Raw genomic sequence first — 18,672 nt, 5'->3', positions numbered from 1 at the left:
CTGTTTCGAATATACTTTATTTGGTGAAATTGAAGGCTGGGAGGATCCATTTTGAAGAAATATGAGATTAAAAATAACATTCCAACATTGGAAGAATATAAATATTTATGTGACTCTGTGGGATGGACTAATTATATGAATTTTGAAGTGGTGGAGACATCACTTCAAAATTCTATTCACTGCATCACAGTCCATGATAATGATCAAATTGTGGGTATGGGGAGAATTGTTGGCGATGGGGCTATCTATTTCTATATTCAAGATATAGTGGTTCATCCAGATTATCAAAAGAATGGTATTGGAAAGGAAATAATGAGTATTTTGGTCGAATACTTAAATCGGAATGCCCCAGATAAAGCGTTTGTTGGTTTGTTTGCATCACAAGGTAAAGAACCATTCTATGAAAAATATGATTTTAAAGATTACTCACCCAACATGACGGGGATGTTTACTGTAATTTCAAAAGAATAGACATAATAAATTTTAGAAGAAGGTATTAATCAACATAAAAGCCATTATTCTTCTAGTAACCTTTTTTCCTTATTAAGCTAACAGGAGCTTTAGTTGAATAAGGACAAATAAAAAAAGTCGATTTCTTGGTTAAGAGATCGACTTTTTTAATGGGTTGAAAAAATCTCGAATTCAAGATTTTTAGTTAAATTAAAGTGTAAGCGCCAGGTCCGATAAGGGCAACGCCAACTGCAACTGTAATTAAAATAAGGTTATATTCAAAACCGTTTTGTGTAACCCAGTAGCCATTTTTTCCGTGAACTGTGATGATGGCTACTAACATTGTGCCGACAATAAATAGAGCACCTACCCAAGTGAAAATACCAGCAGCAAATAAGAAACCGCCTAGTAATTCAGTTGCTCCGGCCATAAATGCCATAAATACGCCTGGTCGTAAACCGATTGATTCCATCCAGCCGCCAGTTCCTTTTAAACCGTGACCGCCGAACCAGCCAAATAATTTTTGTGTGCCATGCCCCATGAAAGTAATCCCAATAATAAGACGGATAATAAGAAGACCAATGTTCATCATTTTATAAAACCTCCAAAAAGTTATTTACTTACCTTATGTAAGTAATAATAAAATAGTTACTTACTTTAGTCAAGCTAATTATCTAAAAAACGAAAATAAATTTTACAAATAATAGATGAAAAAACAATGATGTTGTTAAGGGGTTTATACAATTTATGGGGGAAAATGGAGAAAGTTCACTTCTTTTTCAATTGAATTCAGACAGTCTGAATTGACTGGAATTTTTTGAGAAGATACAATAAAAGTCTGGTTAACGATTTCATTTTATGGGAACGTTTTTATATCGCTAAAGCGATGAATGATAAGGAGGATTAACCTATGTTTAAAAAATTATTTGGTTTTGGTTCTAAAACAAATGCAGAAACAATTGTCTCTCCATTAACTGGAGAAGTGAAAAATATTGAAGAAGTACCAGATCCAGTATTTGCTGGTCGTATGATGGGAGATGGTGTTGCCATTGATCCAACTGAAGGTGTGGTAGTATCTCCGGTAGATGGTGAGATTGTACAATTATTCCACACAAAACATGCTGTAGGTATTAAAGCGAAAAACGGTGCGGAGATCTTAATCCACGTTGGATTAGAAACTGTAAACATGGCAGGCGAAGGTTTTGAAACATACGTCTCTGAAGGACAAGCTGTTAAAGCTGGTGATAAATTAATCTCTTTCGATTTAGAATTAATTCGTGAAAAAGCGAAAAGTACAATTACACCAATCGTTATTACAAACACAGGTGAAACAGAATCTATTGAAACAACTGTAGGTGTAACAGCTACAAAAGGTTCAACTGGAGTAATGAAAGTAACAATGAAATAATCATTTTGATAAGTAAGGAATCCATTTCATAATTGGAGTGGATTCTTTTTTATGTCCGTTTTTTTAACTTATACATACATTTCTTTTTTTCGCTACCATTGTGCGTTATGATGAAAATAGATATTCATCATAAGGAGTGGTGTTTGGTGAAGCGAGTATTATTCGTTTGTACAGGTAATACGTGCCGCAGCCCGATGGCAGAGGCGTTATTACATCATCATGGTAAGGAGCAGTTTGACGTGCAATCTGCCGGTGTTTTTGCGGAGGTTGGTACTGATGCATCTCTTCATGCTAAAAATGCGCTAGAAGAAAAGGGGATTTCAATTGCCCATTCTTCAAAGCTGGTGACGGCAGAGTTGTTAGAGTGGTCGGATGTTGTATTGACGATGACAGCAGGACATCGCCAACTTTTATTAGCGCACCATCCAGAAATAAGTGAAAAAGTGCATACATTCTATAAATTTGTAGAAGGTACAAATAAGGATATTTCTGATCCTTTTGGCGGTTCGCTTGCTATTTATAAAGCAACATTAGAAGAAATGGAACAACTTGTGCAAACTTTGGTGAAAAAACACTCAGAAAGCTAATGTTTCGTGTATAATACGATATTGGAGTTAATGGAAAGAAGAGATTTCCACTAATAGAAGTTTCATTTTATATTTGGAGGGGTTTACAATGAAAGTAGTTGTAGCATCTGATCATGGCGGAATGAATATTCGCAAAGAAATCGTAAGTCTATTAGAAGAATTGAACATTGAATATATTGATTTAGGTTGTGAGTGCGAGGCAGGATCTGTAGATTATCCTGATTTTGCATTCCCAGCAGCAGAAATGGTTGCAAATGGAGAAGTAGATCGCGGTATTTTAATTTGTGGAACAGGAATTGGTATGTCAATTGCGGCAAATAAAGTACACGGCATTCGCTGCGCATTAGTGCATGATACATTTAGTGCAAAAGCAACGAGAGAGCACAATGATACGAACATGATAGCAATGGGTGAGCGTGTAATTGGAGCTGGATTAGCACGCGACATCGCGAAAATTTGGTTAACTACGGACTATGAAGGTGGCCGTCACGAAAATCGTGTTGGAAAAATTAAAGCATACGAAGCGAAGTAATTGTATTCTAACTTCTAGTAAGAAGTAATATAATTTGTTGAACCTACCTGCGAAAGGAAGAGCGTAATGAGTGAAATATTACAATTAAAAGAGCAGTTGCAAACGGCGCTTTTTGAATTTCAAGAGCAAGCCGCGCTGCGAAACGGAAACCTTTTTGTTGTGGGCTGCAGTACGAGTGAAGTGCTTGGTGAAAGAATTGGAACATCAGGAACGATGGAAGTAGCAGAGGCAATTTTTTCTGAGTTAACACATTTTCAAGAGCAGTGTAGTATTGCCCTAGCATTTCAGTGCTGTGAACATTTAAACCGTGCTTTAGTGGTAGAAAGGGAAGTCGCAGAAAAGCATCAGTTCGAAATTGTAAATGTTACGCCTGTCAGATCAGCGGGTGGGGCTCTTGCAACATATGCATATCATAATATGAAAGATCCAGTTATTGTGGAGTTCGTAAAAGCGGATGCAGGTATTGATATTGGAGATACATTTATCGGTATGCATTTAAAACATGTAGCTGTTCCAGTGCGCACACGAGTGAAAGAGATTGGGCATGCTCATGTAACGATGGCGAAAACACGTCCGAAGTTAATCGGCGGAGCGCGTGCAGTATATGCAATAAAAGAGGAAACGTTTACTTGTATTTAAGTAAGAAAAAAGACCAAATTCGGTCTTTTTTTTCTTTTATCATGTGTGTAGTCGTGTTAGAATGTAGTTGAAAATGTGAAGATTTAAAAGGATTACAACTAGAACTTTCGTTTTTTCTTAGGAAATGAAGGGAAAATATCGAAAATAGGTGTAGTTCGCTCAAAAAAAGGGGGATTTTGGTGGAGCATTTAAAACGTCAAGATGAAAAGGTGTTTGCTGCAATTGAATTAGAATTAGGAAGACAGCGTTCAAAAATTGAGCTTATTGCATCTGAAAACTTTGTAAGTGAAGCAGTAATGGAAGCGCAAGGCTCTGTATTAACGAACAAGTATGCAGAAGGATATCCTGGGAAACGTTATTACGGTGGTTGTGAGCATGTAGATATCGTCGAAGATATCGCGCGCGATCGCGCAAAAGAAATTTTTGGCGCAGAGTACGTAAACGTTCAACCGCACTCTGGTGCACAGGCAAATATGGCTGTATACTTCACAATTCTAGAGCAAGGTGACACAGTGCTTGGTATGAACTTATCCCACGGCGGTCACTTAACACACGGAAGCCCTGTTAACTTTAGTGGTATACAATATAACTTCATTGAATACGGTGTAGATCCTGATACACATTGTATTAATTATGAAGATGTATTAGAAAAAGCAAAAGAGCATAAACCAAAATTAATCGTTGCCGGTGCAAGTGCATATCCTCGTGAGATTGATTTCAAGAAATTCCGTGAAATCGCTGATGAGGTTGGCGCATATTTAATGGTAGATATGGCACATATCGCCGGACTTGTAGCAGCAGGCTTACACCCAAACCCAGTACCATACGCTGACTTTGTAACAACAACAACTCATAAAACATTACGCGGACCACGCGGCGGTATGATTTTATGTAAAGAACAATTTGGAAAGCAAATTGATAAATCCATTTTCCCTGGTATTCAAGGCGGACCGCTTATGCATGTAATCGCAGCAAAAGCAGTTGCATTTGGAGAAGCATTGCAGGATGACTTCAAAACATATGCACAAAACATTATTAACAATGCAAAACGTTTAGCTGAAGGTCTACAAAAAGAAGGAATTACCCTTGTTTCTGGTGGAACGGACAACCACTTAGTTTTAATTGATGTTCGTAATTTAAATATTACTGGAAAAGTTGCAGAGCATGTATTAGATGAAGTGGGTATTACAGTAAACAAAAATACAATTCCATTTGATCCAGCGAGCCCATTTGTAACAAGCGGCGTTCGTATCGGAACTGCAGCTGTAACATCAAGAGATTTCGGATTTGCTGAGATGGATGAAATTGCATCTATCATTGCTTACACATTAAAAAATCATGATAATGAAGCAGCATTAGAAGAAGCACGTAAGCGTGTAAATGCTTTAACAGATAAATTCCCAATGTATAAAGGGCTGTAAGATAGAAAAAAATTGTGAACGGAAAAACATACGTTTTTCATTTCGCAAAAAGCATGTAAAGCGAAAAGGCGACTTTCTGTTCAACATTGAACGGAAAGTCGCCTTTTCTATGTTATTTTTAGGCGGATGATTTGTTTTTCATTCATACAAAAAATCTGTATATCAATACAATATTTGTTTTATACACAGATCATTTGCGAAATAATTGTAAAATAATATAATGGCAATAAATATGATTTACATTACTGCTTTTAAAAGATCTGCTACGAATGGAATTACTGAACCTAGAAATTTTAAAATTTCCATAGCGATTTGCATAAACAATCCCTTGCTTTCTGAATATTTAATTATCTATCTATATTCTTATTATACTTTTGCATAATGCACTTTACAACTTATTTTGGTATGCAATATTGCATACAATATAACTAGTTTAAAAGCTCTACACACCTCATAGCATTTCAATTGTAAATGCTCAAAACAAACGCCCGAGTAGATAAAAAGGGTTATTTCATCGGTATGAGTAACGGATGTATGGGGCAACCTTTTTTGTGAATAACAATTCGGCTAATTCTATTTTTATAATGTAGGCTTGTTCTTTGCTTGTTTTTGAGTAGGTTCCTATATGGAGCACATGTATTTCCTTTCGAGAAGAGAAAAGTATGTATTTTGTCTAAATAAGGAAAATAAATAGAAATGATAGCTGTTTTACATCTATATCCCAAATTCACCCTTGAATATTAGAAGCGTTTTCTTTACAATCGTACATAGTGTAAAAACAGCGTGGTCTCACGCATCAATATCATCTGAAGGAGCGATTCACATGGGAAAACTGTATGTTTTTGATCACCCTTTAATTCAACATAAGATTACATATATTCGCGATAAGAATACAGGCACGAAAGAATTTCGTGAATTAGTAGATGAAGTAGCAAGCTTGATGGCGTTTGAAATTACACGCGATCTTCCGCTTGAAGAAATTGAAATTGAAACACCTGTAAGTAAAGCGAAAACAAAAGTGATTGCAGGTAAGAAGCTTGGTTTAATTCCTATTTTACGTGCAGGCTTAGGAATGGTAGATGGAATTTTAAAATTAATTCCAGCAGCAAAAGTAGGTCATATCGGTTTATACCGTGATCCAGAAACATTACAACCTGTAGAATACTATGTGAAACTTCCAACTGATGTAGAAGAACGTGATTTTATCGTACTTGATCCAATGTTAGCGACAGGCGGCTCTGCATCGGAAGCAATTACTTCTTTAAAGAAGCGCGGTGCGAAGCATATTAAATTAATGTGTATCGTCGGTGCTCCAGAAGGGGTAAAAGTTATTCAAGAAGACCATCCTGATGTAGATATTTATGTGGCTGCATTAGATGAAAAATTAAACGATCACGGATACGTTGTACCAGGTCTTGGAGATGCTGGCGACCGTTTATTTGGAACGAAGTAAGACAACAGACGAGAAGATATCCTTCTCGTCTGTTTTTTCATATAACATAATATGAGGTGAAATTGCATATAATATAGAAACTTCTTACTTGAGAAAGTTATATAATAGAAGGGAAATTATATATTCAAAAAACATAATAGTGACAAACTTGTGAACTTTTCTCTTCTATTATAAATAGAAAAGGTCTAGAAATTAGACGTATTTTAACATTTTTTTGAAGGAGAACGTTTTCAGATATGGAAGGAAATACCTAAAGCTCAAATTTTTTGATTTTTTTCGATTTGACGTTGACACTGTTTAATACCCTATTGTATGCTAACTACGGGGATAGATGGTAGGGTTTTCATTGTCAAATTTTCGTCTATTCTTTGACAAAAAAAATAACTTTCTTATTTAATTAGGATTTATGCAAATAAATGAGTTATTATTAACACATTCTTTACACACATAGTGAATGAGGCTGTATATCATGGAGGGATGAATCCTTGGAAGGAAACAAGCGTAGTCCATTTAAGGCATATGCTTTAATGACAGGAATTCTTTCTCAGCTCGTTGGCGCTATTTTAGTTGGGATTTTTGGCGGGCAATGGATAGATGGTAAGCTTGGAACGTTTCCATTATTTCTAGTAATCGGTTTATTATTAGGACTTGGAACAGGGGTTTATGCGATGATTCGACTCATTCGACAATTTTATTCGGGAGAGCAATGATGATAGAAGTACATGAACTTGTCCAAAGACAAAAGAAATATATGTACAACCTTCTCGCACTCTTTGTATTAGGATGGGGCTTTACCTCATACAAAGATGTCTTTTTAGGACTGATTATCGGAACGATTTTCGGTTTTCTTAGTTTGCGCATCGTTGCACATAAGACGAACAAGCTGTTAGATCGTGTTACACAAGGTGAGGAAGTGAAGTATAAAGCGACTGCAGTGAGTACATATTCGAGATTAGCCACGATAGGGCTATTAATTTTGTTTGCAGCTAAATATCAACATTTAATGGCGATGTGGAGCTTAGGATTAGGATTGCTGACAGGATATCTTGTCATGATCATAGATTTTCTTTATCTACAGTATAAGAGCAGGGAAGAGAGGTGAATTACTAGTGGAACACGGTAAATTAGTTGAATTTCTAGGTTTAACGTTCGACTTGTCCTCAGTTATGATGACGACTGTTGCGGCAGTAATCGTATTTATCATTGCTATTATGTGTACCCGTCGCTTAGCCTTGCGCCCAACAGGAATGCAAAACTTCTTTGAATGGGTTGTGGACTTTGTAAAAGGTATGATTGATAGTACGATGGATTGGAAAACAGGCGGACGCTTTTTAACGCTTGGAGTTACACTCATTATGTATATCTTTGTAGCAAACATGCTCGGTTTGCCGTTCATGATTGCGACAGCTGAAGGCGGAGAGCATATTGCATGGTGGAGATCTCCAACGTCTGACCCAGCAGTTACTCTAACATTAGCCGTGATGGTAGTTGCCCTTACCCATTATTATGGAGTTAAGATGAAGGGTACGAAAGAATATTTAAAAGGCTATATTCAACCAATGAAATTCTTATTCCCTTTAAAGGTAATTGAGGAATTTGCAAATACATTGACGTTAGGTCTGCGTTTATTTGGTAACATTTATGCGGGTGAGATTTTATTAACGTTACTTGCTCAGTTAGGAGCAAGCGGTACGTTTGGCGGCGCATTAGGTGCTGTTCTGCCGATGTTAGCATGGATGGGCTTCAGTATTTTCGTAGGCGCTATCCAGGCGTTTATCTTTACAATGTTAACGATGGTGTACATGGCTCATAAAGTAAGCCACGACCATTAATATATTTAAAGTAAGTACAAAATTTATTTTTTATTGATAAAAAGGAGGACTTTTAAAATGAGTTTAGGTGTAATCGCAGCTGCAATTGCAATTGGTTTATCTGCATTAGGTGCTGGTATTGGTAATGGTCTTATCGTATCTCGCACAGTTGAGGGTGTTGCTCGTCAACCAGAATTACGTGGTGTACTTCAAACAATCATGTTCATCGGGGTAGCGTTAGTTGAGGCGCTTCCAATCATCGGTGTAGTAATCGCGTTTATCGTATTAAACAAATAAGGGATAGCTCCCCTTACAATAAGTGGCGAAGATCGTTTTGGGACCTTCTTCGCCATTGCTTTATGAATGAAACATTACTTGTCTTTTCATTTGTTTAATTTAGATTTTTGAAGGGAGTGAATCCTTGTGCCAACTCTATTATTAGGAGCTGCTGCTGTTCCATACGGAACGATGCTTTATACAATCGTTGTTTTCTTAATTCTATTAGCATTACTTCGTAAATATGCATTTGGACCTTTAATGGGAATTATGAAGGACCGTGAAAATCATATTTCTAACGAAATTGACGCTGCGGAAAAGAACAATGCAGAGGCGAGAAAGTTAGTAGAAGAACAACGTGAAATGTTAAAACAATCGCGCATTGAAGCGCAAGAATTAATCGAGAGAGCGAAAAAGCAAGCAGAGGATCAAAAAGATGTTATTGTTGCTGCTGCCAAAGAAGAAGCGGTATCTATTAAAGAATCTGCTGTACAAGAAATTCAACGCGAAAAAGAGCAAGCTATTGCTGCTCTTCAAGAACAGGTTGCTTCTTTATCTGTCCAAATTGCTTCTAAAGTAATGCAAAAAGAACTAAAAGAAGAAGACCAAGTTCAATTAATTCGTGATTATATTAAAGAGGTAGGAGAAGCGCGATGAGCAATGAGATTGTAGCTAAACGTTATGCCGTCGCTCTTTTTCAAATCGCAAAAGAAAAACACGTACTAGAAATGTTTGAAGAAGAACTGCGCCTTGTGCAAAGTGCTTTTGTAAGTAGTAAAGAACTACATACATTTTTAGGTCAACCAAGCATTTCAGCTGAAAAGAAAAAACAATTTCTTTCTAACGTGTTTTCTACTGTTTCTCAGCCGATTTTAAGCACGTTATATATTTTAATCGATAATCATCGCGAAACATTATTACCTGAAATTGTAGATGTGTATGTTGCCCTTGCTAATGAAGAGCGTAACGTAGCGGATGCAACTGTTTACTCTATTCGTCCTTTATCAGAAGATGAGAAGATTAGCATTGCAGAAGCATTTGCAAAGAAAACAGGAAAAGATGCAATTCGCGTTCAAAATGTTGTAGATGAAGATTTACTAGGCGGTATTAAAGTACGCATTGGAAACCGCATTTACGACGGCAGTTTACAAGGAAAGTTAGCACGTATTCAGCGTGAACTTATGAAGAATAGATAGGGGTGAAGCGCATGAGCATCAGAGCTGAAGAAATTAGCGCACTGATTAAGCAACAAATTGAAAACTATCAGTCTGAGATCGAAGTTAGCGATGTTGGTACAGTTATTCAAGTTGGTGACGGTATTGCACGTGCTCATGGTCTTGATAACGTTATGGCTGGTGAGCTTGTTGAGTTCGCTAACGGCGTTATGGGACTAGCACAAAACTTAGAGGAAAATAACGTAGGTATCATTATTTTAGGACCTTATACTGAAATTCGTGAAGGTGACGAAGTACGTCGTACAGGTCGCATCATGCAAGTACCAGTAGGGGAAGAGTTAATCGGTCGTGTTGTAAACCCACTAGGTCAACCAGTAGACGGTTTAGGTCCAATTAACACAACAAAAACTCGTCCAATCGAAAGCCCAGCACCAGGCGTAATGGATCGTAAGTCAGTTCATGAGCCACTTCAAACTGGTATTAAGGCGATTGACGCTCTTGTACCAATTGGCCGCGGACAACGTGAGTTAATCATCGGTGACCGCCAAACTGGTAAAACAGCTGTAGCACTTGATACAATCTTGAACCAAAAAGATCAAGATATGGTTTGTATCTATGTAGCAATCGGACAAAAAGAATCTACAGTTCGTAACGTAGTTGAAACATTACGTAAGCACGGTGCATTAGAGTACACAATCGTTGTAACTGCATCTGCATCTCAACCTGCTCCATTATTATACTTAGCTGCATATGCTGGTGTAACAATGGGTGAGGAATTCATGTACAACGGCAAACACGTATTAGTTGTATATGATGACTTATCAAAACAAGCGGCTGCATACCGTGAATTATCATTACTATTACGTCGTCCTCCAGGTCGTGAAGCGTATCCAGGGGATGTATTCTACTTACACTCCCGCTTACTAGAGCGTGCGGCGAAATTAAGTGATGCAAAAGGCGCTGGTTCTTTAACAGCATTACCTTTCATCGAAACACAAGCAGGGGACGTATCAGCTTACATCCCAACAAACGTAATCTCTATTACAGATGGACAGATCTTCTTACAATCTGATCTATTCTTCTCTGGTGTACGTCCAGCGATCGACGCAGGTACTTCTGTATCTCGTGTTGGTGGTGCGGCTCAGATCAAAGCGATGAGCAAAGTATCTGGTACACTTCGTCTTGACCTTGCATCTTATCGTGAATTAGAAGCGTTCGCTGCGTTCGGTTCTGACCTTGATAAAGCAACACAAGCGAAATTAAACCGTGGTGCACGTACAGTAGAAGTATTAAAACAAGGCTTACATAAGCCATTAAAAGTAGAGAAGCAAGTTATGATTCTTTACGCATTAACACGCGGATTCTTAGATGATATCCCAGTAGTAGATATCACTCGTTTCGAAGACGAGTTGCATGCTTGGTTAGATACAAATGCTGCTGAATTATTAACTGAAATTCGTACAACAACAAAACTTCCTGAAGACGAAAAAATGGCAACTGCTATTAACGGCTTCAAAAAAGTTTTCGTAGCATCTGAGTAATAATAAAAGGCGGAAGCGGCTCGTTAAGCCGCTCCACTTCTATATAAACAGGGCTCTTACATAGAGTGCTAACGGATATGAAGAGGAAAAGAGTAGGTGCACCTATTCTTTTCCTTCAATCATGAACAAGTATAACGATTAGGAAGACCGACAAAATGGAAGTCTTTCTGATCATGCCAACTTCCGGAAAAAAGGTGGTGAAAACCTGTGGCATCTTTACGCGATATAAAAGCGAAAATTAACTCGACAAAGAAAACGAGTCAAATTACGAAAGCGATGGAGATGGTATCTGCATCGAAGTTAAACCGTGCAGAACAAAATGCTAAATCTTTCGTTCCGTATATGGATAAGATTCAAGAAGTAGTAGCGAGCATAGCGCAAGGTAGCGGGGTAAATCATCCAATGCTAACAGCGCGTCCTGTAAAGCGAACAGGATACATCGTTATTACATCGGATCGCGGACTAGCAGGTGGATATAACAGTAACGTTTTACGTGCAGTAAGTAACGTAGTGAAAGAGCGTCACAACATGGATGCAAGTCAGTACGCAATTATTGTACTTGGACGTCTAGGACGTGATTACTTAAAACGTCGTGGCTTTAATATCATTGATGAAGTACTTGGATTATCGGATCAACCAGTATTCGCTGATATTAAAGACATTGCTTCAAGAGCAATTTCTATGTTTACAGATGGTGCTTATGATGAATTGTATATTTACTACAATCATTATGTAAGTAAGATCTCACAAGAAGTAACGGAGAAGAAAATTTTACCGCTTACGGATGTGGCATCTGACAAAGCAACAACTTCATATGAATTTGAACCATCTGAAGAAGATATTTTAAAAGTATTATTGCCACAATACGCAGAAAGCTTAGTTTACGGCGCATTGCTAGATGGTAAAGCAAGTGAACACGCAGCGCGTATGACAGCAATGAAAAGTGCTACAGACAACGCAATGGAAGTTATCGATACACTTACACTTTCTTTCAACCGCGCTCGTCAAGCAGCGATTACGCAAGAAATTACGGAAATCGTTGGCGGTGCAGCTGCGTTAGAGTAGAGAGAAAAAGCGGAAGCGATAATCTCAAAAGCGAAATGAAATATAAAAAACGAAAACCGACTGTTCGTAGAAAAGCCGGTTAATTAAAAGAAAGCTAGGAGGGAACCCGATGAATAAAGGGCGCGTTACGCAAATCATGGGTCCGGTTGTAGACGTTAAGTTTGACGGCGGAAAGCTACCTGAAATCTACAATGCCCTTAGAATCAAAGAAGAAGCAATGGACTTAACTTTAGAAGTTGCGCTTCATCTTGGTGATAATACAGTTCGTACAGTAGCAATGTCTTCTACTGATGGACTTGTTCGTGGTACAGAAGTAGAAGACACTGGTAAACCAATTTCTGTTCCAGTTGGTGATGCAACACTTGGTCGTGTATTTAACGTATTAGGTGATGCAATTGACTTAGGTGAAGAAGTAGCAGCGGATGTACGCCGTGATCCAATTCACCGCCAAGCACCTGCATTCGAAGAGTTATCTACAAAAGTAGAAATTCTTGAAACTGGTATTAAAGTAGTAGACTTATTAGCTCCTTATATTAAAGGTGGTAAAATCGGTCTATTCGGTGGTGCTGGTGTAGGTAAAACGGTATTAATCCAAGAATTAATTAACAACATCGCACAAGAGCACGGTGGTATCTCTGTATTCGCTGGTGTAGGTGAGCGTACTCGTGAAGGTAACGACTTATACCACGAAATGAGTGATTCTGGCGTAATCAAGAAAACAGCGATGGTATTCGGACAAATGAACGAGCCACCTGGAGCGCGTCAACGTGTTGCGTTAACAGGTTTAACAATGGCTGAACATTTCCGTGATGAGCAAGGACAAGACGTACTTCTGTTCATCGATAATATCTTCCGTTTCACGCAAGCTGGTTCTGAAGTATCTGCCCTACTTGGTCGTATGCCATCTGCGGTAGGTTACCAACCAACACTTGCAACAGAAATGGGTCAATTACAAGAGCGTATTACATCAACAAATAAAGGGTCTATCACGTCTATCCAAGCGGTATATGTACCAGCCGATGACTACACTGACCCAGCGCCAGCAACAACGTTCGCTCACTTAGATGCAACAACAAACTTAGAGCGTCGTTTAACACAAATGGGTATTTACCCAGCGGTAGATCCATTGGCATCTACATCTCGTGCACTATCTCCAGAAATCGTAGGAGAAGAGCATTATGCAATTGCTCGTCAAATTCAGCAAACACTGCAACGTTACAAAGAGCTTCAAGATATCATCGCTATCTTAGGTATGGATGAGTTATCTGAAGAAGATAAATTAGTTGTACATCGCGCTCGTCGCGTTCAGTTCTTCTTATCACAGAACTTCCACGTAGCAGAACAGTTTACAGGTCAAAAAGGATCTTACGTACCTGTAAAAGAAACAGTTCGTGGATTCAAAGAAATTCTAGAAGGAAAACATGATGACCTTCCAGAAGACGCATTCCGTCTGGTTGGTGGTATTGAAGAAGTTGTTGAAAACGCGAAGAAAATGATGGCATAAGGCCTTAGGAGGGACGAATTATGAAGACATTTCCAGTCAGTATTGTAACTCCTGATGGACCGGTTTACGAAAACGAAGTTGAAATGGTAAGTGTAAGAGCAGAGAGCGGGGAAATGGGGATCTTAGCAGGTCACATTCCAACTGTTGCACCACTTAAAATTAGTGCAATTCGCTTGAAAAATGGTGGGCATACAGATTACGTAGCAGTTAGCGGTGGCTTTATTGAAGTTCGCCCTGATAAAGTAACAGTATTAGCACCATCTGCTGAAACAGCAAATCATATCGACATTCATCGCGCAAACGAAGCGAAGCGCCGCGCTGAGCAACGTATGCAAGATAAACAAGCACATGTTGACTTCAAACGTGCAGAAATGGCACTTAAACGTGCGATTAACCGTTTAGACGTTTCCAATATGAAGTAAAGACAAGGCCGCAAAGGGATGAACCTTTGTGGCTTTTTCTCGTTTATATATAAACGAGAAAAACCAACATAAAAACCACTATTTTTAGATGTGCGAGAGCGCCTGGCCATGCTTGGAGCGGTCAGGTCCTTTTTCTGCCACAGGCAATATGAAAACAAAGGGAAGTAGCATATCACTTTTTGTTTTACATACCAGCAACTTAGATGTTAAAAAATCAAAGTGGATATATATAATAAAAAAGCCCGATTCTTCCTTAGTACAGGGAGATCAGACTTTTTTACTATAATATCAATGTTTTGATGATAATGTAGAATGCGTCACTTTATTATTTTGCTAACACATCATGGTACTCTTCATTACGTTCAATTTGGCTTTTCGCAAAAGGACATAGTGGGATAATAACTTTCCCTTCTTCCCTAGCGAACTCGACGATTCTTTTCACTAATGCTTCTCCGACTCTTTGACCTCTCAGGTTGTCTGAAACAAATGTATGGTCTACAATAATTTTTTCTTCTCCAGTTGGAACATAAGTTATTTCTGCCTCTTTGTTATTTGGTTCTCCTACATAAAAACTATTGGTATCTTTTTTTATTTCAAGCATTTTATATGCCCTCCTTTTAATGCTGTACCTTTCTTTGTTTTAAAACTATACGCGTGGCAGGAAAAGGCCCTAACCGCTCCTATATATAGCCAGGCTCTCCCAGGCCATTTTAAAAATGCTTTTCTGCCTTTTTTCATAGAGTGACTGAGTAGTTACAGTGATTTTATGTAATGCACGTATGTGGAACCGTTTCTTTTCATATTCTTATTTACTACTATCTTTTTTTACATATTTCAATGCACCGCTTGGACATTGATCAATAACCTTTGCAATTTCGTCAGCCTCTGCGCCATTAGCGTTAACCCACGGCTTCTTATTTATATCAAAAACCTCTGGTAATCCTTTTACGCATTTTGCGGCATGGGCGTAGATTTCAGCGTTGAAAAAGACAGCAATATCTTTTCCTGCATAACGTTTACTTTTGAATTTTTCGAAGTAAATCTAAAAGCTGCTTTTTTTCCTCGTGATTCAAATTGGAAAATTGTGAAGCTTGAAAGTGTTCTTGGTCTGGAACCACTTCATGAAATAACTTTTTGCCTTCCTCTGTCAATGAAAGGTATTTTGTTTTCCACTCTTGCTCTCGTTTAACCAATCCCAATACTTCCATTTTGCTTAACAATTGCGTGATATTTCCCTTTGTAACAAAAAGCTTATTTGCTAATTCCTGTTGAGACAATTTTTCATGGGAACCGACCTGAACTAAGACGTCAAACTGGGCTACCGATAGATTCCATTTTTTTAAGTATTGATTCGATTCGCGAATGCTCTGGTTATATACTCGTGAGAGACGGAACCATAACATTAAACCGAGACGTTCCTCTTGTTTAGATAATAAAGAGTTGTTTGCCTTTTTTTCCATTAGGTCACCTGATTTTTCTTTTTTACATTCAATTTATAACTAAACTGATAAAATGTCAATATTATACTTGTTTACCATCACACTTTGTGTGAAAAGGAGTGTTAAAAATGGAAGAGAAAAAAGTAACGTGGTTGGAACTTTTTTATGACTTACTATTAGTAGCAGCGGTCTCAACTGCTACTAAGGTTTTAATTCACGTTGAAAATGGATATATTTAACCAGAATATTTTTAAAAATTTATTCTTATATTTATCCCGATATGTTGGGCTTGGACAAGATATTTTGCATCAACGTATGTTTATGATCTTTCAAATGTTGTTCGTCCTGATTATGATATCCAGTTTATCGGTTGATTTTGATTAATACTATTTTTCTTTTCTTATTGGTTATATTGGACTAAGAGCACTTACAGCGATTCAATATCTTGTTGTTCGGAAGTTAGAAAAAGGGAATAGAAAGAAAGCTGCTCATTTAACAACTACGTAAATATAAGCTGTGAGGATGTAACGAAAAACCTTGATTTCCACTGTAGCATAGAAAAACAACTAACCGAAAGCCATATTAAACAAATTGGCTAAAGAAAAATACAAAACTTTTACTACTATTTCTTTAGCTTTCTCCATACTTTAGTACAACAACGACTTATTTATATTAAAAGAAGGATAGTGTTTAACTTAAATTTAGGTATATAATGAAATAAATGGTATATCAATAAAATAATGCCATTTAGGGGGAGGTTATATATGATTAGTCAATTAAAAAGAGAAGCACTTGATGCATTAAGAGGAAGATGGGGATTTGCGGCATGGGCGACTTTATTAATCGGAATTCTTATTTTTGCTGTGAACTTAGCAATTACAGGTATTTTCTCAATCTTTTGGGGATGGGAAGAGGCAAAGGATTCTATTACAGTAAGTGTTGTGGCGATGCTTATTATCGGTCCGTTAACGTTTGGTGCTTATTATCTTGTTTTAAACGCAGTTCGTGGGAAAGAGGTTCGTATCGGTTATTTATTTAAATGGTTCGGTGATGGCGATACGTTTATGAAATCATTTTTAACATACTTATTAATGTATGTGTACCTTGTTTTATGGATGTTCCTTCTTATTATTCCAGGAATTATTAAATCATTTTCTTATTCCATGACGTATTTCATTTTAAATGATCACCCAGAGTATACAGCGAATCAAGCAATTACTGAAAGTCGCCGTATGATGGACGGACATAAAATGGACTACTTCTTATTATGCTTAAGTTTTCTAGGTTGGTTTTTATTAAGTGTCGTTACTTTAGGAATTGGTTTCTTATGGTCAACTCCATATTTTTACACGACATCTGCAGCGTTTTATGAGGAGATTTCAAAGAGATATTATAAAAAAGAAGAGACTACTATTTAAAAAGCAACTAGCATGAAATGAATTATTCATGCTAGTTTTTATGAGAGTAAAATTAGTTGCAATTACTGTACACCAAGTAACGTAAGGGAAAGTCTTTCTCTAGTTACTTGGTTTTTCTTTTTCCCAATGTATCGACATAAGAATTTGAAATTTGCTATAATATCTATAATTGCATTATTTAGAAAAATTAAAAAATAATAAATGATGCAAATGAATCATAACGTGTACTAAGTGAACTTGTTTTTATGAGGGGGGAGAGAGTTTCACGATGGTAAATGTATATGAAAATAGTTATATGATTGTCGGTGTTTTTTTGCTATTAGGTATATTGTTGCCGGTTGTAGCACTCACCTTGGGGAAAATACTGCGTCCACATAAACCAAGTGCAGCGAAGAAAACAACATATGAAAGTGGAATTGAGCCGTTTCATGATGCAAACGTCCGCTTCCATGCCCGCTATTATATTTTTGCATTGCTTTTTGTCATTTTTGATGTAGAAACTGTGTTTTTATATCCGTGGGCGGTAGCGTACGACAAACTGGGATTATTTGCATTAGTGGAAATGCTCATTTTTGTTATTATGCTACTTATTGGTCTTGTCTATGCTTGGAAAAAGAAGGTGTTACAGTGGCTATAAATTTTGAAAATATTCACCCGCAAGAACGCGCTGAGTTAGAAAGAAATATATTTTTTACGACGCTTGAGCAAGTAAAAGGTTGGGCACGCAGTAATTCATTATGGCCAATGACATTTGGATTGGCATGCTGTGCAATTGAGATGATGGGAGTCGGTTCTTCGCATTATGATTTAGATCGATTTGGCTCGTTTTTCCGTACATCTCCGCGTCAATCGGATGTCATGATTGTATCTGGGACGGTAACGAAGAAAATGGCTCCAATTGTTCGGCGTTTATATGATCAAATGCCAGAACCGAAGTGGGTCATTGCGATGGGATCGTGTGCAACGGCGGGTGGACCGTATGTAAATTCATATGCTGTTGTAAAAGGGGTAGATCAAATCGTACCGGTGGATGTGTATATTCCTGGTTGTCCGCCGAATCCAGCAGCTTTAATCTACGGGATTAATAAATTAAAAGAAAAAATTCGTTACGAAGCAAAGACAGGAAAGCAGGTGACGAATAAATGAGCGATCAAGATAAAAATATAGATGACCTGAAAAAAGAGGCGGCAAGACGGGCAAAGGAAGAAGCAAAAAAGCGACTCGCAGCACGTCAGGAAAATGAGGTTCATCGTGTAGAAGAAAAAGAGAAAGCGCTATCAAAAGAGAGTGAAATAGATATAGTAGAAGCAAAGCGCCGCGCAGCAGAGGAAGCAAAAGCGAAGGCGAAGGAACTAGCTGCACAAAAGGCATCTGGTGATGATGAAAAAGCAGCAGGGCCGGAAGATGAGGAGAAGGAGAAAGCAATCGTCGCCGCAAAGGCAAAAGCAGCGGCAGCAGCAAAAGCGAAAGCGGCCGCACTAGCAAAGCAGAAAGAAAAGGAAAAAGAATCAGGTTCGGAAGATAGTGAGAA

Annotated in this window: 24 protein-coding genes and 2 pseudogenes; 22 read left to right on the top strand and 4 right to left on the bottom strand. The window is 37.8% G+C overall.

The features are described from left to right. The first annotated feature begins 51 nt into the window (after positions 1-51). Complete coding sequence (locus BM211_RS18350; RefSeq protein ID WP_090998919.1) at positions 52-471, top strand: GNAT family N-acetyltransferase; 420 nt, start codon at positions 52-54, stop codon at positions 469-471. 184 nt (positions 472-655) lie between these two features. Here the strand turns inward: BM211_RS18350 and BM211_RS18345 are convergent, their stop codons facing one another. Continuing rightward, the gene (locus tag BM211_RS18345; RefSeq protein ID WP_035430634.1) at positions 656-1,042 is read right to left on the bottom strand and encodes a DoxX family protein; all 387 of its coding nucleotides are present in this window, start codon (positions 1,040-1,042) and stop codon (positions 656-658) included. Between the two features lie 318 nt (positions 1,043-1,360). Here BM211_RS18345 and BM211_RS18340 point away from each other — a divergent pair, with 318 nt between their 5' ends. The 16 genes from BM211_RS18340 (at position 1,361) to BM211_RS18265 (ending at position 14,284) form a co-directional block, all read left to right on the top strand. Beyond that, on the top strand, positions 1,361-1,858 hold the full coding sequence (locus tag BM211_RS18340) for a PTS sugar transporter subunit IIA (RefSeq protein WP_035430633.1): 498 nt from the start codon (positions 1,361-1,363) through the stop codon (positions 1,856-1,858). A 146-nt stretch (positions 1,859-2,004) separates the two neighbouring features. Beyond that, positions 2,005-2,445 (top strand): low molecular weight protein arginine phosphatase, encoded by a 441-nt coding sequence (locus BM211_RS18335; RefSeq protein WP_035430632.1) that lies wholly within the window; start codon positions 2,005-2,007, stop codon positions 2,443-2,445. Positions 2,446-2,533: 88 nt separating this feature from the next. Continuing rightward, positions 2,534-2,977 carry a ribose 5-phosphate isomerase B gene (rpiB, locus tag BM211_RS18330; protein WP_035430631.1) on the top strand — a complete coding sequence of 148 codons (444 nt, stop codon included), beginning with the start codon at positions 2,534-2,536 and terminating at the stop codon, positions 2,975-2,977. A gap of 66 nt (positions 2,978-3,043) precedes the next feature. After that, complete coding sequence (locus BM211_RS18325) at positions 3,044-3,616, top strand: TIGR01440 family protein (RefSeq protein WP_035430630.1); 573 nt, start codon at positions 3,044-3,046, stop codon at positions 3,614-3,616. A gap of 179 nt (positions 3,617-3,795) precedes the next feature. Beyond that, positions 3,796-5,037 (top strand): serine hydroxymethyltransferase, encoded by a 1,242-nt coding sequence (gene glyA / locus BM211_RS18320; protein ID WP_035430629.1) that lies wholly within the window; start codon positions 3,796-3,798, stop codon positions 5,035-5,037. 823 nt (positions 5,038-5,860) lie between these two features. Continuing rightward, a complete protein-coding gene (upp, locus tag BM211_RS18315) occupies positions 5,861-6,490 on the top strand; it encodes a uracil phosphoribosyltransferase (protein WP_020061432.1) in 630 nt (209 codons plus the stop codon). Positions 6,491-6,975: 485 nt separating this feature from the next. Further along, positions 6,976-7,200, top strand: coding sequence for an AtpZ/AtpI family protein (locus tag BM211_RS18310; RefSeq protein WP_035430628.1), 225 nt, complete (start codon positions 6,976-6,978; stop codon positions 7,198-7,200). Beyond that, positions 7,200-7,592 carry an ATP synthase subunit I gene (locus tag BM211_RS18305; protein ID WP_090998915.1) on the top strand — a complete coding sequence of 131 codons (393 nt, stop codon included), beginning with the start codon at positions 7,200-7,202 and terminating at the stop codon, positions 7,590-7,592. Before BM211_RS18310 ends, BM211_RS18305 begins: the two co-directional genes overlap by 1 nt. Before the next feature lie 7 nt (positions 7,593-7,599). Beyond that, complete coding sequence (atpB, locus tag BM211_RS18300) at positions 7,600-8,322, top strand: F0F1 ATP synthase subunit A (RefSeq protein WP_035430626.1); 723 nt, start codon at positions 7,600-7,602, stop codon at positions 8,320-8,322. A 57-nt stretch (positions 8,323-8,379) separates the two neighbouring features. Further along, positions 8,380-8,598, top strand: coding sequence for a F0F1 ATP synthase subunit C (gene atpE, locus BM211_RS18295; protein ID WP_020061436.1), 219 nt, complete (start codon positions 8,380-8,382; stop codon positions 8,596-8,598). Between the two features lie 126 nt (positions 8,599-8,724). Beyond that, positions 8,725-9,234, top strand: a complete 510-nt coding sequence (gene atpF / locus BM211_RS18290; protein ID WP_035430624.1) for a F0F1 ATP synthase subunit B — start codon at positions 8,725-8,727, stop codon at positions 9,232-9,234. Beyond that, positions 9,231-9,773 (top strand): F0F1 ATP synthase subunit delta, encoded by a 543-nt coding sequence (locus tag BM211_RS18285; protein WP_035430623.1) that lies wholly within the window; start codon positions 9,231-9,233, stop codon positions 9,771-9,773. Before atpF ends, BM211_RS18285 begins: the two co-directional genes overlap by 4 nt. 11 nt (positions 9,774-9,784) lie before the next feature. Then, a complete protein-coding gene (gene atpA / locus BM211_RS18280; protein ID WP_035430622.1) occupies positions 9,785-11,293 on the top strand; it encodes a F0F1 ATP synthase subunit alpha in 1,509 nt (502 codons plus the stop codon). 207 nt (positions 11,294-11,500) lie between these two features. After that, complete coding sequence (atpG, locus tag BM211_RS18275; protein WP_035430620.1) at positions 11,501-12,358, top strand: ATP synthase F1 subunit gamma; 858 nt, start codon at positions 11,501-11,503, stop codon at positions 12,356-12,358. Positions 12,359-12,467: 109 nt separating this feature from the next. After that, on the top strand, positions 12,468-13,862 hold the full coding sequence (atpD, locus tag BM211_RS18270) for a F0F1 ATP synthase subunit beta (RefSeq protein WP_035430619.1): 1,395 nt from the start codon (positions 12,468-12,470) through the stop codon (positions 13,860-13,862). Between the two features lie 20 nt (positions 13,863-13,882). Next, positions 13,883-14,284, top strand: a complete 402-nt coding sequence (locus BM211_RS18265; protein ID WP_035430617.1) for a F0F1 ATP synthase subunit epsilon — start codon at positions 13,883-13,885, stop codon at positions 14,282-14,284. 325 nt (positions 14,285-14,609) lie between these two features. Here BM211_RS18265 and BM211_RS18260 read toward each other — a convergent pair whose 3' ends face one another. The 3 genes from BM211_RS18260 to BM211_RS18250 all read right to left on the bottom strand — a co-directional run bounded on the left by BM211_RS18260 (position 14,610) and on the right by BM211_RS18250 (position 15,744). Further along, positions 14,610-14,885, bottom strand: a complete 276-nt coding sequence (locus BM211_RS18260; protein ID WP_035430616.1) for a GNAT family N-acetyltransferase — start codon at positions 14,883-14,885, stop codon at positions 14,610-14,612. Between the two features lie 204 nt (positions 14,886-15,089). Further along, positions 15,090-15,326, bottom strand: coding sequence for a (4Fe-4S)-binding protein (locus tag BM211_RS18255; RefSeq protein WP_081904787.1), 237 nt, complete (start codon positions 15,324-15,326; stop codon positions 15,090-15,092). Further along, positions 15,301-15,744 (bottom strand): MarR family winged helix-turn-helix transcriptional regulator, encoded by a 444-nt coding sequence (locus BM211_RS18250; RefSeq protein ID WP_035430615.1) that lies wholly within the window; start codon positions 15,742-15,744, stop codon positions 15,301-15,303. The genes BM211_RS18255 and BM211_RS18250 overlap by 26 nt, the downstream gene beginning before the upstream one ends. A gap of 107 nt (positions 15,745-15,851) precedes the next feature. Between BM211_RS18250 and BM211_RS18245 the strand changes: the two are divergent. From BM211_RS18245 to BM211_RS18225, 5 genes and pseudogenes are all read left to right on the top strand, one after another. After that, positions 15,852-16,212, top strand: a pseudogene (locus tag BM211_RS18245) (low temperature requirement protein A); the annotation flags it as partial. Positions 16,213-16,487: 275 nt separating this feature from the next. Next, positions 16,488-17,141, top strand: coding sequence for a DUF975 family protein (locus tag BM211_RS18240; protein ID WP_035430614.1), 654 nt, complete (start codon positions 16,488-16,490; stop codon positions 17,139-17,141). Positions 17,142-17,409: 268 nt separating this feature from the next. Next, entirely contained in the window at positions 17,410-17,778 is a 369-nt protein-coding gene (locus BM211_RS18235; RefSeq protein ID WP_035430613.1) for an NADH-quinone oxidoreductase subunit A, read from the top strand. Then, entirely contained in the window at positions 17,769-18,287 is a 519-nt protein-coding gene (nuoB, locus tag BM211_RS18230; RefSeq protein WP_035430612.1) for an NADH-quinone oxidoreductase subunit NuoB, read from the top strand. The genes BM211_RS18235 and nuoB overlap by 10 nt, the downstream gene beginning before the upstream one ends. After that, a pseudogene (locus tag BM211_RS18225) lies at positions 18,284-18,672 on the top strand (NADH-quinone oxidoreductase subunit C); the annotation flags it as partial. The gene nuoB and the pseudogene BM211_RS18225, both read left to right, overlap by 4 nt.

The organism is Bacillus sp. 491mf, from assembly GCF_900112415.1.
Classification (GTDB): Bacteria; Bacillota; Bacilli; order Bacillales; family Bacillaceae_G; genus Bacillus_A.
Note: the sequence above shows the minus strand (reverse complement) of the source record. Positions and strands in the feature narration are given on the sequence as shown.

Coding starts and splice junctions, on each gene's coding strand:
- BM211_RS18345 (WP_035430634.1), bottom strand. CDS start 1,042: ATGATGAACATTGGTCTTCTTATTATCCGTCTTATTATTGGGATTACT.
- BM211_RS18340 (WP_035430633.1), top strand. CDS start 1,361: ATGTTTAAAAAATTATTTGGTTTTGGTTCTAAAACAAATGCAGAAACA.
- rpiB (WP_035430631.1), top strand. CDS start 2,534: ATGAAAGTAGTTGTAGCATCTGATCATGGCGGAATGAATATTCGCAAA.
- BM211_RS18325 (WP_035430630.1), top strand. CDS start 3,044: ATGAGTGAAATATTACAATTAAAAGAGCAGTTGCAAACGGCGCTTTTT.
- upp (WP_020061432.1), top strand. CDS start 5,861: ATGGGAAAACTGTATGTTTTTGATCACCCTTTAATTCAACATAAGATT.
- BM211_RS18305 (WP_090998915.1), top strand. CDS start 7,200: ATGATAGAAGTACATGAACTTGTCCAAAGACAAAAGAAATATATGTAC.
- atpE (WP_020061436.1), top strand. CDS start 8,380: ATGAGTTTAGGTGTAATCGCAGCTGCAATTGCAATTGGTTTATCTGCA.
- BM211_RS18285 (WP_035430623.1), top strand. CDS start 9,231: ATGAGCAATGAGATTGTAGCTAAACGTTATGCCGTCGCTCTTTTTCAA.
- atpA (WP_035430622.1), top strand. CDS start 9,785: ATGAGCATCAGAGCTGAAGAAATTAGCGCACTGATTAAGCAACAAATT.
- atpD (WP_035430619.1), top strand. CDS start 12,468: ATGAATAAAGGGCGCGTTACGCAAATCATGGGTCCGGTTGTAGACGTT.
- BM211_RS18265 (WP_035430617.1), top strand. CDS start 13,883: ATGAAGACATTTCCAGTCAGTATTGTAACTCCTGATGGACCGGTTTAC.
- BM211_RS18260 (WP_035430616.1), bottom strand. CDS start 14,885: ATGCTTGAAATAAAAAAAGATACCAATAGTTTTTATGTAGGAGAACCA.
- BM211_RS18250 (WP_035430615.1), bottom strand. CDS start 15,744: ATGGAAAAAAAGGCAAACAACTCTTTATTATCTAAACAAGAGGAACGT.
- BM211_RS18240 (WP_035430614.1), top strand. CDS start 16,488: ATGATTAGTCAATTAAAAAGAGAAGCACTTGATGCATTAAGAGGAAGA.
- BM211_RS18235 (WP_035430613.1), top strand. CDS start 17,410: ATGGTAAATGTATATGAAAATAGTTATATGATTGTCGGTGTTTTTTTG.